The 14,208-nt window shown below is 66.0% G+C and carries 15 protein-coding genes; 5 read left to right on the top strand and 10 right to left on the bottom strand.

All coding sequences use genetic code 11. The features are described from left to right. Window positions 1–712: 712 nt before the first annotated feature. Genes ACTICP_RS02870 through ACTICP_RS02855 form a run of 4 tightly spaced genes read left to right on the top strand, consistent with a single transcriptional unit; the run spans window position 713 to window position 3,370 of the window. Window positions 713–961, top strand: a complete 249-nt coding sequence (locus ACTICP_RS02870) for a YkvA family protein (RefSeq protein WP_441889293.1) — start codon at window positions 713–715, stop codon at window positions 959–961. After that, window positions 936–1,445: a GNAT family N-acetyltransferase gene (locus tag ACTICP_RS02865; protein WP_441889291.1), complete on the top strand. Its 510-nt coding sequence runs from the start codon at window positions 936–938 to the stop codon at window positions 1,443–1,445. The genes ACTICP_RS02870 and ACTICP_RS02865 overlap by 26 nt, the downstream gene beginning before the upstream one ends. Continuing rightward, entirely contained in the window at window positions 1,445–2,020 is a 576-nt protein-coding gene (locus ACTICP_RS02860; protein ID WP_441889289.1) for a hypothetical protein, read from the top strand. The genes ACTICP_RS02865 and ACTICP_RS02860 overlap by 1 nt, the downstream gene beginning before the upstream one ends. A 9-nt stretch (window positions 2,021–2,029) precedes the next feature. Next, window positions 2,030–3,370, top strand: a complete 1,341-nt coding sequence (locus tag ACTICP_RS02855; protein ID WP_441889287.1) for an MFS transporter — start codon at window positions 2,030–2,032, stop codon at window positions 3,368–3,370. 7 nt (window positions 3,371–3,377) lie between these two features. Here the strand turns inward: ACTICP_RS02855 and ACTICP_RS02850 are convergent, their stop codons facing one another. The 8 genes from ACTICP_RS02850 to polA form a co-directional block, all read right to left on the bottom strand. Beyond that, on the bottom strand, window positions 3,378–3,641 hold the full coding sequence (locus ACTICP_RS02850) for a DUF6458 family protein (RefSeq protein ID WP_441889285.1): 264 nt from the start codon (window positions 3,639–3,641) through the stop codon (window positions 3,378–3,380). Between the two features lie 123 nt (window positions 3,642–3,764). Continuing rightward, window positions 3,765–4,577, bottom strand: coding sequence for an arginase family protein (locus ACTICP_RS02845; protein WP_441889283.1), 813 nt, complete (start codon window positions 4,575–4,577; stop codon window positions 3,765–3,767). An 18-nt stretch (window positions 4,578–4,595) separates the two neighbouring features. Further along, window positions 4,596–5,342 (bottom strand): formylglycine-generating enzyme family protein, encoded by a 747-nt coding sequence (locus tag ACTICP_RS02840; RefSeq protein ID WP_441889281.1) that lies wholly within the window; start codon window positions 5,340–5,342, stop codon window positions 4,596–4,598. Further along, complete coding sequence (gene yczE, locus ACTICP_RS02835; protein WP_441889308.1) at window positions 5,339–5,956, bottom strand: membrane protein YczE; 618 nt, start codon at window positions 5,954–5,956, stop codon at window positions 5,339–5,341. The genes ACTICP_RS02840 and yczE overlap by 4 nt, the downstream gene beginning before the upstream one ends. A 5-nt stretch (window positions 5,957–5,961) precedes the next feature. After that, window positions 5,962–6,705, bottom strand: a complete 744-nt coding sequence (locus tag ACTICP_RS02830; protein ID WP_441889306.1) for an SGNH/GDSL hydrolase family protein — start codon at window positions 6,703–6,705, stop codon at window positions 5,962–5,964. Window positions 6,706–6,749: 44 nt separating this feature from the next. Then, window positions 6,750–8,099 carry an MFS transporter gene (locus tag ACTICP_RS02825; protein WP_441889279.1) on the bottom strand — a complete coding sequence of 450 codons (1,350 nt, stop codon included), beginning with the start codon at window positions 8,097–8,099 and terminating at the stop codon, window positions 6,750–6,752. Then, a complete protein-coding gene (locus ACTICP_RS02820) occupies window positions 8,096–9,772 on the bottom strand; it encodes a DUF885 domain-containing protein (protein ID WP_441889277.1) in 1,677 nt (558 codons plus the stop codon). The genes ACTICP_RS02825 and ACTICP_RS02820 overlap by 4 nt, the downstream gene beginning before the upstream one ends. Before the next feature lie 91 nt (window positions 9,773–9,863). Then, a complete protein-coding gene (gene polA / locus ACTICP_RS02815; RefSeq protein ID WP_441889275.1) occupies window positions 9,864–12,497 on the bottom strand; it encodes a DNA polymerase I in 2,634 nt (877 codons plus the stop codon). A gap of 61 nt (window positions 12,498–12,558) precedes the next feature. On the opposite strand from polA, the gene ACTICP_RS02810 reads away from it, so the two are divergent. After that, the gene (locus ACTICP_RS02810; RefSeq protein WP_441889304.1) at window positions 12,559–12,960 is read left to right on the top strand and encodes a hotdog fold thioesterase; all 402 of its coding nucleotides are present in this window, start codon (window positions 12,559–12,561) and stop codon (window positions 12,958–12,960) included. On the opposite strand, the gene ACTICP_RS02805 is transcribed toward ACTICP_RS02810, so the two are convergent. Both ACTICP_RS02805 and ACTICP_RS02800 read right to left on the bottom strand, forming a co-directional pair. Then, window positions 12,961–13,413 (bottom strand): hypothetical protein, encoded by a 453-nt coding sequence (locus tag ACTICP_RS02805; RefSeq protein WP_441889273.1) that lies wholly within the window; start codon window positions 13,411–13,413, stop codon window positions 12,961–12,963. A 90-nt stretch (window positions 13,414–13,503) separates the two neighbouring features. Beyond that, window positions 13,504–14,142, bottom strand: a complete 639-nt coding sequence (locus ACTICP_RS02800) for an ANTAR domain-containing response regulator (RefSeq protein ID WP_441889271.1) — start codon at window positions 14,140–14,142, stop codon at window positions 13,504–13,506. Window positions 14,143–14,208: the final 66 nt, after the last annotated feature.

Here is a 14,208-nt window from a genome sequence, read left to right as displayed (position 1 = left end):
TCTCATGACTCCATTCCCCGAGCCGAACGACTCACACACAGCCTGGCAAAGAGGGTGAGGGTTCGATTGTGGAAGCGGTCATCCTCCTCCAAGATCGTCACGCCCGGAACGTCGCGTATGCGCACCCGACCAGAGGTAAGCGCAACCACGCGTCGATCACGAAGCCTCGTCGAAGCGTGCGTCCTCGAATGATGGAGCGGTGTCCCCCGTCGGCAGTCCTTCCACGCGTCTAATCATCCTCCGTGGCGATGCTGCCTCAGGTAAGACGACGACCGCGACAGCTTTGCGAACGAAGCTCGGTCCACGCGTCGCACTCATCCATCAGGATTACGTTCGACGTGAGATGCTGCACGATCTCGATCGCCGTCGACGCTCAGCAGATGCCAGCATCCTATCCTTATCGTCAGCGCAGCTCGCGAGGCTCTCAGTCTCGGGTACGACGTCACCCTTGATGGCATCGTCAACCTGAGGGACTACTCCGAGCCGTTCGAGGCGTTGCATCGGAACCATCGGGGACGCACCCGGATCTACCAATTCGATGTCGGTCTCGATGAGACGCTCCGACGCCACGCCGGACGGCCGCTCGCGACCGATTTCGGTGAAGAGAAGATTCGCGAGTGGTACGACGGATGGCAACCGCTCCCCTGGTTCGACGAGCGTCGAATCGGCCCGGATGTGACAACCGGACGTTCCTCGCGCCGTCCGCTGGTGGTTGATCGCGCTCCTGGCCTACCTCTTGATGCCGATAGATCTCGTTCCTGACTTCCTGCCGGTGATCGGGTTTGCAGATGACGCGATCATCACTGCCGTGGCTCTGCGATACGCGATCAGACACGCAGGCGTCGATGCGGTGCAGCGCAACTGGCCAGGCACACCCGAAGGTCTGCGCAGCGTACTCGCTCTCGCCGGCATCAAGTGGTCGATAGGATCGGCACGTGCGCACTCCCCCGGGCCCAACTGAATCTACTTCAGCGGTCGAGGTGCGCCGGGGACGCGATCAAGAACTGGAAGAGGTCGTCGGCCTGCGATGGCACTGGACGACCCTTGATCGTGGCGAATCCCCGGCGATCACCGAAGAAGCCTTCGTCACCGGCGCAGCCAGATGGGCGCGGGAGCACGCCGACACGCACCTCCCCCACGTCGCCGTGACGAAGGATGGATCCATCATCGGGATGGCGTGGCTCGCCCTCACACCTCGAGTTGCCTCCACGCACAGCTTTGATCGATCGTCCGGTGACCTGCAGTCCTGCTACGTGCTTCCGTCTTTTCGTCGTCAGGGCATCGGGGGTCGCCTCGTGCAAGCGGTGTTGGACACCGCCGCAGCCCACGGCGCCGAGCATGTCACCGTGCACACCTCCGCCGACTCGCCGGGCATGTATCTGCGTAACGGATTCCGCGCCAACTCCCGTCTGCTGTTCGCCGACTCGACCATCACGGAACGATGATGAACGACGGTACGACGGCGACACCTGACGTCCGCACCTGGAGCGGAGAAGCCCGCGAACTGCAGATGGCAGCTGACGTCTATGCCGAAGTCTTCGCTGAGCCGCCTTACTGCGAAGACCCCGAAGACAGCCGGGCGACGTTCATCGACCGAGTCGACCGCTACCGCGCGGCGAAGCCGCATTTCCGCTTGCGCCTCACCTGGCGGGACCAGCGCGTCATCGGGCTCGCGCTCGGCACGGCCGTCTCATCAGGCGATTGGTGGCGCGACCGCGTCGTCGCGCAACTCCCCGACGACACCGCCGACGAATGGTTCGGTGACGAGACCTTCGCAGTCGTCGAGTTGGCGACATCACTCGCGCACCGACGAAGCGGCGTCGCCGGGGCTCTGCTCTCCTCACTTCTCGAGGGCCTCCCCTACCCGACTGCCGTACTCAGCGCGTACGGCGAAGCAGAATCGGCTCAGCGGTTCTACCGTGCGAACGGCTGGCAGGAGCTCGCGACAGGGCTTCGCCTCGGTGAATCGCCCGATCTGTGCCTGTTCGGTATGCGCAGGATGACCCCGCACGCGCAGTAGCGTAGAAGCGTGCCCGATGCCATCCGCTCCCCCGCTCTCACCCCCGGATGGCGTCCTTGGCTGATCTGGAGCGTCGGCGTCGCAGCGTACGTGCTCGCCATCGCGAACCGCACCTCATTGGGTGCCGTCGGTGTGGATGCTGCAGAGCGGTTCCAGGCGGATGCCGCGACCCTCTCCCTCTTCGCGGTGGTTCAGCTCGCGGTGTACGGCGGCATGCAGATTCCCATCGGCGTATTCCTCGACCGTTATGGCGCCCGTCCGATCATCACACTCGGAATGGTGCTCATGGCTGCCGGGCAGCTCACCATGGCCCTCTCGCCCAGCATCGGTATCGCGATCATCGCGCGCGTGCTGCTCGGCGCGGGCGACGCCATGGTCTTTCCGGCGGTGCTGCGTCTGGTCGCGACCTGGTTCCCCGCCCAGCGTGGGCCGCTGATGGTTCAGCTCACCGGCGTCATCGGTCAATCGGGACAGCTCGTCGCGCTCGTACCGGTAGCATCGCTGCTGCACGCGACCACGTGGACGGTCACCTTCGGAAGCATCGCCGGCCTCGGCGTCCTCTTCGCCATACTCGTGTTCGCCGTGATCCGGAACCACCCCCCAGAAGTCGCGGCCGACGTGACTGTCAATACCGACACCGGAGTCGTGCGGGTCGTCACGTCAGCAATCGACACCGGTGTCGGCATTCGCGCGGCGTGGGCGCACCCGGGAACCCGCCTTGCATTCTGGTCGCATTTTGCGACGCCGTTCGCGGGTACGGCGTTCGTGCTCCTGTGGGGAATGCCCTTCCTCACAGAAGGCGAAGGATTGTCGGCAGCCGAAGCGGCGACCCTCATCTCGATATATGTCGCTATCGGAATGTGTCTCGGTCCTGTGCTCGGCGAGCTCTCACGCCGCATACCGAATCAGCGCACGATCGCCCTCGTGCTGCCGACGGTCGCCATCCAGCTCACCGCCTGGGTCGCGGTGATCGTGTATCCCGGCCCCGCACCTCTGTGGCTGCTGTACGTCCTGGCTGTTGCCCTGGCTTCCGGCGGCCCGGCATCCATGATCGCTTTCGACCACGCGCGCACTCACAATCCTGCTCACCGCCTCAGCACTGCCACCGGACTGACGAATGCTGGGGGCTTCATCGCCGCGCTGACAGCGGTGTTCTTCATCGGCCTCGCCCTCGACCTGCAGGGAGCGGGAACGCCGGAGACCTATTCCCTGGACGCCTTCCGCCTCGCCTTTCTCGCCCAGATTCCACTGTGGCTGCTCGGCGTGACGTTCATCCTCATCGAACGCAAACGCACGAGAATCCGGATCGGGCTGGATCCCGAGCGTGTGCGGCGACGGCGAGGTGTCTAGTCGGCCGTCACAGACCCGCAGCGTCGTCCGGCGAGCTCGTGCTGCGACGAGTCGTCTGAGATCCGGAGACGGGGTCGACCGACGGGCGTGTGACCGAGTTCGGCTGCCGCCGTCGAGCGACGAGGATCAGACCGATGACGAAGACGACCGCGCCGGCGCCCATCAGGATGTAGCCGATCATGTCGAGGTTCGCCCACTCCACTTCGACGTTGATCGCGAAGGCGAGAATCGCGCCGATCACGAACAGGACGATTCCAGTGCCGATGCTCATGCTCTTCCCTTTCCGGCGCCGCCGATCGGCACCTGATCGGGGCCGGAGCCCCGACGGTTTCGATGATTGCAGCATTCGAAACCCGCGACAACGGGTTGACAACGCGAATGCGCCCCTGGTGTTTCAGCGCTGCAGGGCCTGGAAGGTCTCCAGAATCAGTTCGATGCTGACGCCTGCGGGAACGTCCACATCACCGTACTCGAACTCAGCCAGTTCCACACCTCGCACACGATCGGCCGGAATCGCTGCGAAGATCGAGGCGATCTGGTGCGGAAGCAGGCCTCCGGCCACGCGATAGGCAGCGGGTATGTAGCCGGGCTCGAGCACGTCCCAGTCGACGTGGATCCACACGTCCCGACCGCTCACCAGCTGCGCGATTCGCTCCGGAGCGCGTTCGGCCGGCGACAGCACCCGCACTCCCGCCTCGGCGAGCAGGTCGGACTCCGCCGCGTCGATGTCGCGCGCACCGACGACGATCACCTGCTCCGGGTTCAGACCTGCACCATGCCCGCTGTCCCACAGCCCGCAGGCGGCCGCGAGAACCATCCCGCCGAGGTACCCCGACCCCGAAGTCTGCGGCGTGTTGAAATCTCCGTGCGCATCGATCCACAGCAGTACCGACTGCGGGTTCCGGCGCGCTGCTGTCGGCAGTGTGCCGAGGCTCGCCGCGCACGTATTGGTCAGCAGCAACGGGGTCTGTCCGGCATCCAGCACCATTGTCACGGCATCCCGAAGCCCCTCCAGAGTCTCCCGGGCAGCCGGGAGCGCCTCGGTCCAATCGTCGACGGCCGCCGGCGACGGGGAGCCCACGACGACAGGCGTGACCTCAAGATAGTCCGCCAGAGCCGTAGCCGCCTCCCTCGCACCACGGAGTGCTCCGTCCGTGCGGTCGGCTACTCGTCCCTGCGAGACGATGATCCCGAAATCTTGTGTCATGACTGCTCCTTGTCGATCTCAGCGGCCGCGCGGTGTCCAGCCCGACGGCAGCGCGCCTTCTGTGACTGCTCGTTCCCGGTCGACCGCGTCCGACCACCCTTGGGCAGCATCGGAGCCGTCGAATCCGCCGCGAGCCAGCCGCAGGCCGACGTCTTCGTGGTGCATCCGCGGCGCTCCCCCGCGCCGCACGGACGCCCGCACGCTCCACGCGTCGTCGGCGAATCCGCCGCCGCGGAAAACCCGATAGTCGCCGTAGCGGGCAGGGTCCAGCAGATCCCAGCACCATTCCCATACGTTGCCGAGAGTGTCGAACAGCCCGTTCAGGTTCGGGAGCTTGCCGCCGACGTCCTGCGCTGTGGTGACGCCGTCTGCGGCCGTCCACGCGACCTCCTCCAGCGGACCGTACTGCGGCGTGCTGGACCCAGCGCGACAGGCATACTCCCACTCCGCTTCGGTCGGAAGCCGGTACCCGTCGCTGTCGACGTGCCAGGTGACCTCCTCGCCATTGAACGTGTACGCCGGGTCCAGGCCCTCCCACTCGGACGCTGCGTTGCAGACACGCACAGCACGCAACCAGCTGAGATCGGATGCCGGCCGGCGCGGATGCTGGGCGGCGATGCCGAGTATCTCGGCCATCTGCTCTTGCGTGACCGGGTACGCACCGATCTCGAACGCATCGAGTTCGACGATTCTGCTCGTCTTGCGGCGCGCGTCGTGCAGCATCACGGATCCGGCGGGCAACTGCGCCATCTCGATGTCGGTCATGCGCCGGCACCTGTCGGCTGCGAGCCGATGCGCACGGCGAAGAGGCGCATGAAGTACTGGCAGAGCGGCCCGACCAGCAGCGCGAACGCGAGCGTGCCGATGCCGACGTTTCCGCCCAGCGACCACCCGACGGCCACGACCACGACCTCGATCCCCGTCCGGACGATCCAGATCGGCCAGCCTGTGCGCTTATGGAGGCCGGTCATGAGGCCGTCACGGGGGCCGGGCCCGAAGTGCCCGCCGATGTAGAGCCCGGTCGCGGCCGAGAGAACCAGCAGCCCGATGACGAAGAAGCCGACCCGCAGCCACAGCGGCTGCCCGGTGGGGATGAGCAGCAGCCCGATGTCAGCCGATGGTCCGACCAGCAGGGCATTCAGCAATGTGCCGATGCCGTACCGCTGGCGCAGCGGCAGCCAGAGCAGCAGCACGACGATGCTCGTGAGAATCGTGATGACGCCGAAAGAGAGTGGCACGTGCAGTGAGATGCCCTGCGAGAGGACATCCCAGGGAGCAGCGCCGATCTCACCGCGGATCATGAAGGCGATGCCGACGCCGTAGAGGAAGAGACCGATCAGCAACTGCGCGATCCGGCGCGGAAGCCGCCGGCCGCGCATGCGACTCACTGCGGTACTCGTTCCACCCAGGTCGGATGCTTCGCCGTGCGCCCGTCTCCTGACGAGGTGCGGGCGAGGCGGCGCCGCACCCAGGGCCCCACGTGCTGTCGGTAATACGCGAGTCCGGACGCGCCGCTGATTCGCTCCGCCGGCGCCCACCACTGAGCAGGTGGTTCGTAGCCGAGAGCATGCAGCACGCGTGCTGCCACGCGATGATGACCGTTCGCATTCATGTGCAGACGGTCCTCGGACCAGTACGCACCGGTGGAGAGTTCGCGATCAGGCCAGTTGAGAGCCCGGATGACATCGCCCCGACCCGCGATGCGCCGCAGCACCGCCGCCGACAGTTCGTCTCCGCGACGTTGGATCAGTGAGCCCATGGGCAGCTGTCCGGCCGGGTTGGCGCCGGAGAGCAGGATCAGCGTGACGCCCTGCTCATCGCAGCGCCGCAGCACCCGCGAGAACGTATCGGCGATGTGCTCGACATCGGTGCGGGGCCGGAGCATATCGTTGCCCCCGCCGTTGAACGACAGGTGCGTCGGACCGAGCGCGAGAGCGGGTTCCAGTTGCTCTTCGACGATCGGCCAAGCGAGCTTGCCGCGGATCGCGAAGTTCGCATACTGGATCGGGTGGCCTGCGGCATCCGCCCATCCCTGCGCGGCGATGTCGGCCCATCCTCGCACTCGGCCGTCAGGCAGCTCATCGCCGACGCCCTCGGTGAAGGAGTCACCGATCGCCACGAACCTCACAGCAGTCACCGAACCAGCTTATTGCCGTCCCGAACTCCCAGGCGTCATCGATCGTCGAGTGTCTGTCCGCGACGATCGACGAGGCCCCAGGCGGCCGCGGCGGCGACGACGAAGAAGACCCCGAAGACGACGAAAAGCAGTGGTGCCCCTCCGACACCGAGCAGCACGGGTACCAGCAGCGGTGCGATGATCGACGCGATGCGTCCCACTCCAGCCGCCCATCCCGACCCCGTTGCGCGCAGTGACGTCGGATAGATCTCCGGTGTCACCGCGTACAGGGCGCCCCACGCACCGAGGTTGAAGAACGACAGCGCCATTCCGGAGCCGATGATCGCGGCATCCCCGCTCGCGGTGCCGAACAGCACAGCTGACGCGGCGGAGCCGACGAGGAAGACCGAGAGCGTCATCCGTCGGCCCCATACTTCGATCAGCCACGCAGCCACCGCGTAGCCCGGCAACTGCGCGAGCGTGATCACCAGGGTGAAACCGAATGAGCGCACCAGGTCGTAACCGGCGTCGAGGAGGATGCTGGGGATCCAGATGAAGGCGCCGTAATAGGCGAAGTTGACGCAGAACCAAACCAGCCAGATGCACAGGGTGCGCACCCGGAACTCACTCGACCAGAGCGTGCGCATACGCGCACCCGAAGAAGCGGCGATGGAGCGGGAGAGCGGCTCGCGGTTCTTGGCCGGGGTCACCACGACGCCGGCATCCGCTTCGAATGCCGCGACGATGCGCTCGGCATCCCCGATCCGACCGCGAGAGGCCAGCCATCGTGGAGATTCCGGTAATCCCCACCGCACGATCAGCGCGTACACCGCGGGGATGGCGCCGAGGGCGAAAGCCCAGCGCCAGCCATCGGGGGATGCCGGGATCACGAAGTACCCGATCAGCGCAGACGCTGTCCACCCCACGGCCCAGAACGCCTCGAGGATGACGATCAGGCGTCCGCGGATGCGTGCGGGCGCGAACTCGCTCACGTAGGTCGAAGCGACGGGGAGCTCCGCCCCGAGCCCGAGGCCCACGAAGAAGCGCAGCACCAGCAGAATGGCCACTCCGCCGGCCAGTGCGCTTGCACCGGTCGCGAGTCCGTACACGAGCAGGGTCAGCGCGAACACCTGCCTGCGACCGAAGCGGTCGGCCAGCAGCCCGCCCAGGCTCGCGCCGAGCGCCATGCCGATGAATCCGACCGAGGCGATCCACCCGCTTTCGGTCTTGGTGAGGTCCCACTGCTGGGCGAGGGCCGCGAGGATGAACGAGATGAGACCGACGTCCATCGCATCGAGCGCCCAGCCGAGTCCTGAACCGGTGAGCAGTCGCGCATGCCGCCTGGTGAACAGCAGATCGTCCAGCCGACCGGCAAGGTCCGCGCGACTGGGAACGGCGCCGGTCACCTCTTCAGCAGCGCAGTGCGAAGCGTGTCGAGGCCCACACCGCCGATGTCGAGCGCGCGCTTGTGGAAGCTCTTGACGTCGAACTCGTCGCCCTGCTCTGCCTGATACGCGTCGCGCACCTGTTCCCAGATGCGCTGGCCGACCTTGTATGACGGCGCCTGCCCTGGCCATCCGAGGTAGCGGTTGACCTCGAACTGCACGAACTCGTCGGACATGTTCACGTTCTGGCGCATGAAACCGAGGGCATAGTCCGCGTCCCAGGGACTGTCGCCTTCCGGGCGCGACTTGCCGAGGTGCACACCGATGTCGAGGACGACGCGCGCTGCGCGCATGCGCTGGCCGTCGAGCATGCCGAGGCGGTCGGCCGGGTCGTCGAGATACCCGAGTTGCTGCATGAGCCGCTCGGCGTACAGCGCCCAACCTTCGGCGTGGCCGGAGGTGCCGGCGAGCAGACGACGCCACGAGTTGAGCTCGGCGCGGTTATAGACCGCCTGCGCGATCTGCAGGTGGTGCCCGGGGACGCCCTCGTGGTAGACGGTGGTCAACTCGCGCCACGTGTCGAACTCGGTGACGCCTTCAGGCACTGACCACCACATCCGTCCAGGACGCGAGAAGTCATCGGTCGGGCCGGTGTAGTAGATGCCGCCTTCCTGTGTCGGCGCGATCATGCATTCGATCGTGCGGATCTTCTCCGGGATGTCGAAGTGGGTTGCGGCGAGCTCTGCGACAGCGCGATCGCTGGTCTCCTGCATCCAGCGCTGCAGCGCGTCGGTGCCATGGAGCTTGCGGGCGGCATCCTGCTCGAGGTGGGCGACGGCCTCTTCGACGCTCGCTCCCGGGAGGATCTCATTCGCGATCGCCGTCTGCTCTGCGACCATGCGGGCTAGCTCCTCGCGACCCCACTCATAGGTCTCGTCGAGGTCGATACGTGCACCGAGGAAGCGTCGGGAATGCAGCGCGTAGAGGTCGCGCCCGACGGCGTCGGATTCGGATGCTGCCGGCGCGAGCGTTCCGGTCAGGAAACTGCGCAGCTCGTCATAGGCGACGCGTGCCGCTGACGCGTTATCGGCGAGCTCACGGGCGAGCGACGCCGGAAGCTCGCCGTCCTCAGGCTGCGCGTTCGCCACGAACGAGGCGAAGAATCCGTCGTCGGCGGTGTACCGCACGATCTGACCGGCCACCTCGACGACCTGACGGCGAGCGGGTACCGTGCCGGTCTCGATGCCCTGCCGCAGAGTCGCGGCATACCCGCGGAGGGCGTCGGGGACCGCGCCGAGACGGCGGGCGATGACTGCCCAGTCATCAGCCGTCGCCGTGGGCATGAGGTCATAGACCTGGCGGACATCCTGCACGGCGGATGCCAGGACGTTCAGATCGCGCTGATGCCATCGTGCTTCGTCGAACTCGAGTTCGAGGTCGAGTTCACTCAGCAGGTCGGTCTTCGTCACGTCGTCGATGGCATCGACGGGCGCGAGAGCGGCGAGTTCCGAACGGGCGCTCCGCACCGCCTCGACGTACCGATCATGGCCCTCGGGGCTCAGATCGCCGTAGCGGTCATTGCCCTCTTCGCGGCCGATGTACGTGCCGAGCGTCGGGTCCAGATCTGTGAGGGTGTCGACCCAAGCGTCAGCGACTTCGTCGATGGGCGTGGGAGTTCGCGGAGTATCCGTCATGAGCTTCAGCGTAGCGTCGGGCGGGGCGCTCCGCTCAGGGCTGCCCGCTCATCCTGTTCGGTGCACCCTGTTGTTCAGTGCACTCTATTGTTCAGTGCGCGGCTTCGTTCCAGTCGCGGCCGCGACCCACCTGCACGTCCAGTGGCACGGTGAGGTCGGCGGCGGCAGCCATCTGCGTGCGGACGATCTGCTCCGCGGCATCCCACTCCCCCGGCGCGACCTCGACGACGAGTTCATCGTGGATCTGCAGCAGCACGCGCGAGCGCATGTCGGCGGCAGCGAGGTCAGCATGAATGCGGAACAGCGCGATCTTCATCACATCGGCGGCGCTGCCCTGGATGGGTGCATTCAGCGCGGCACGCTCAGCGTTCTCGCGCAGCACCCTGTTGGGGCTGGAGAGGTCGGGGAACGGACGCCGACGACCGAAGATGGTCTCGGTATAGCCGACCTCTTTCGCCTTGAGAACCGAGGCGCGCAGATAGTCGCGCACGGCCCCGAAGCGGGCGAAGTACTCGAGCATCAACTGCTTCGCCTCAGACTGCTCGATGCGCAGTTGCTTGGAAAGACCGAACGCACTGAGGCCATAGACCAGGCCGTATGACATCGCCTTGACCTTGGTGCGCATCGCGGAGGTCACATCTTCCGGTTCGACTCCGAACACGCGGGCGCCGACGAACCGGTGCAGGTCCTCTCCGGTGTTGAACGCCTCGATGAGGCCCTCGTCACCGGACAGATGAGCCATGATGCGCATCTCGATCTGCGAGTAGTCCGCCGTCAGCAGAGTCTCGAAGCCGGTGCCGACCTCGAAGGCGCTGCGGATCCGCCGGGATTCCTCGGTGCGCACCGGAATGTTCTGCAGGTTCGGGTCGGTGCTGGAGAGCCGCCCGGTCTGACTGCCGGTCTGCACGTAGGTCGTGTGGACGCGGTCGTCGTCTTTGATCGCGGTGTCGAGGGACTCGATGATCTGTCGGAGTTTCGTCGCCTCGCGATACTGCAGCAGCAGGTCGAGGAAGGGGTGCGGATTGCTGTCCTGCAGGTCGGCGAGCACCGCGGCATCCGTCGAGTACCCGGTCTTGGTCTTGCGGGTCTTGGGCAGCTGCAGATCTTCGAAGAGCACCTCCTGCAGCTGTTTCGGGGATCCGAGATTGAACTCGCGGCCGACGAGGGCGAAAGCCTCGGTGGCCAGCCCATCCGTGCGCGTCGCCAGTTCGCTGGAGAAGGTCGACAGCACATCGTGCGAGACGGCGACGCCGGCGAGCTCCATGTCTGCCAACGCGAGGAGCGTGGGGAGCTCGATGTCGGTGAGAACGGCCGCCACGGAGTCGGGCAGATCTTTCCGTAGGGCCGCAGCGACGCGCAGCACGAACCAGGCCTCTTGGGCGGGAGTCGCACCGTCAGTCTCGGGCACGAGCTGCGAGGGGTCGGCGACGGGAAGCCTTTCGCCGAGGTAGCGGTCGACGAGATGGGTGAGGGTCTTGTCGGGCAGGCTCGGCCGCAGCAGCCAGCCGGCCAGCAGCGTGTCATAAGCGAGACCGCCGATGCGGATGCCGGATCGCGCCAGCGCCTTGATCTGCGGCTTGGCATCGTTGAACACCTTCGGGGCGTCGGATGCGAACCACGGACGCACTGCCTCGGCCGTGTCCTCTGACCAGTCGGCCTCGCGCAGCTCAGTGAGGCTGGCGATGCCGATGCGGGCCACCGTGCCGCCGTTGCTGACGAGCGAGATGCCGAGTTCCTCACGCTGCGCATCGAGCCAGGCGACGAGATCTGACGCCGTCGTCTGCACCGGGGCCGGCAGATCGACGGCGGGCTCGGAACTGGCGGACTCCTCGCTCGCCCCCATCGCCTCGAACACGCGCGGCAGCAGAGTGCGGAACTCGAGCCGGGCGAAGATGTCGCGGATCGCCTGGACGTCTGCCGGGACGACGGCGAGGTCTGCCGGGACGACGGGGAGCTCGACATCGGTGAGCAGGCGGTTGAGCTTGCGGTTGCGGCGCACGTCATCCATGTGATCGCGCAAGTTGCCGCCGACGACGCCCTTGATCTCGTCGGCGCGGGACAGGAGCTCGTCGAGTGAACCGAACTGGGTCAACCATTTGACGGCGGTCTTCTCGCCCACCTTCGGCACACCAGGCAGATTGTCGCTCGTCTCACCGACGAGAGCTGCGATGTCGGGGTACTGTTCGGGCCGCACGCCATAGCGCTCCTGCACGGTCACCGGGTCGTAGCGCTTGAGCTGTGAGACGCCCTGCACCGAGGGGTACAGCAGGGTGACTTCGTCGTTCACGAGCTGGATCGTGTCGCGGTCGCCCGAGACGACGAGCACGTCGTAGCCCTGCGCGGATCCCTGGTCGGCGAGCGTGGCGAGGATGTCATCGGCCTCGATCCCCTCTTTTGTCAGAACGGGGATGGACATCGCGGCCAGGCAGTCCTGCAGCAGCGGGATCTGCCCGCGGAACTCTTGCGGAGTCTCGGAGCGGGTCGCCTTGTACTCGGGGTACTCATCGGTGCGGAACGAGTGCCGCGACGTGTCGAACGCGATGGCGAGGTGAGTCGGTTGCTCGGCCTTGATCAGGTTCACCAGCATCGACAGGAAGCCGTAGATCGCGTTGGTGTGCTGGTTGTCCTTGGTCGTGAAGTTCTCGACCGGAAGGGCGAAGAAAGCACGGTAGGCGAGCGAGTGGCCGTCGACGACCATGAGGGTAGGCTTTGCGGAGTCCGTCACTCTGACAGCCTAACGAGGACGGCAGACACCCGCCGAGGAGGATTCTGTGACCGAGACCCAGATGACCGGACTGGAGTGGGCCACGCAACGCGGCATGGGTGCCCTGGCCGAGAAGATGGGGATCGAGTTCACGGAGTTCTCCGTCGAGCGGAGCGTCGCGACGATGCCCGTGGAAGGCAACACCCAGCCGGTCGGACTGCTGCACGGCGGAGCATACGTCGTGCTCGGCGAATCACTCGGGTCGATGTCTGCGAATCTCGCGGCGGGACCAGGCAAGCTCGCCGTCGGCGTGGACATCAACGCCACGCACACTCGCTCCGCGACTTCGGGAACCGTCACCGGGGTGTGCACGCCGATCCATCTCGGCCGCACCGTCATGGTGCACGAGATCGTCGTCACCGATGATCAGGATCGTCGGTGCTCCACGATCCGGATCACGAACATGATCAAGGACGCGGACTGATCAGCCGCGCCCGTCCTTCAGGATCTTCAGCACTTCGGTCATCTGACCACTGAGCTCTTCCAGCCGCCCGCCGATACCTTCAAGCCGCCCGCCGATACCTTCAAGCCGCCCGCCGATACCTTCAAGCCGTCCGTCGACACCGCCGAGTCGTCCGTCGATGCCGTCAAGTCGTCCGTCGACCGCTTCGAGTCGTCCGTCGATACCGTCAAGTCGTCCGTCGACCGCTTCGAGTCGTCCATCGACCCCGTCGAGTCGTCCATCGACCCCGTCGAGTCGTCCATCGACCCCGTCCAGCCGTCCATCGACTCCGTCGAATCGGTCGTCGATTCGGTCGAATCGCGTGTCGTGCGCGGTGACCTTCTTATCGAGATCGGTGAGCAGACCGTAGATCGCGAGGATGTCGTCCGAGTTCTGCTCGATACGTCGATCCATCTGAGCGGGGGTCATGGCCATGCGACGACGATACCTCGTGGCGGGGTGCCCCGGAACGGCCTTCACGCGAACGGTGGAAAACCACCGGCACGCAAGTGGTGTGGAGGAGGACTAGGACTTCTTCGGAGCGAGCTGCTCGATGATCGCCTTGGCGACATCTTGCATCGTCAGACGTCGATCCATCGACGCCTTCTGAATCCAGCGGAACGCCTCGGGCTCACTGAGCCCCATCTTCTCGTTGAGCAGGCCCTTGGCACGGTCGACGAGCTTGCGGGTCTCGAATCGCTCCACCATGTCGGCGACCTCGGCCTCGAGCGTGATGATCTGCTCGTGGCGCGCCAGCGCGATCTCGATCGCCGGCAGCAAGTCGTTCGGGGTGAACGGCTTGACGACGTAGGCCAGGGCGCCCGCCTCGCTCGCGCGTTCGACGAGCTCCTTCTGACTGAATGCCGTGAGGAGCACGACCGGGGCGATGTTCGCCTTGTGCAGTCGCTCTGCGGCGCTGATGCCGTCGAGCTGTGGCATCTTCACATCCATGATGACCAGGTCGGGACGCAGCTCGGTGGCCAGAGCCACCGCCGTCTCACCGTCACCCGCTTCACCGACGACGTCGTATCCGTTGTCACGGAGGATCTCGACGATGTCGAGTCGGATCAGCGATTCGTCTTCGGCGACGACGACGCGTCGCGGAGCGGATGCCGTGGGCTGCTCAGCCGGCTCAGCCGGTTCTGCCTGTTCTTGCTCGGTCACGAGTCCATTCTAGGGGACGGCCGCCCTGTGTCCGCCGCACCCGCCGCGATCGGCGGGAGGAGAGGC

This window comes from Microbacterium sp. (genome assembly GCF_052102115.1).
In the GTDB taxonomy this organism is placed as follows: Bacteria; Actinomycetota; Actinomycetes; order Actinomycetales; family Microbacteriaceae; genus Microbacterium.
Note: the sequence above shows the minus strand (reverse complement) of the source record. Positions and strands in the feature narration are given on the sequence as shown.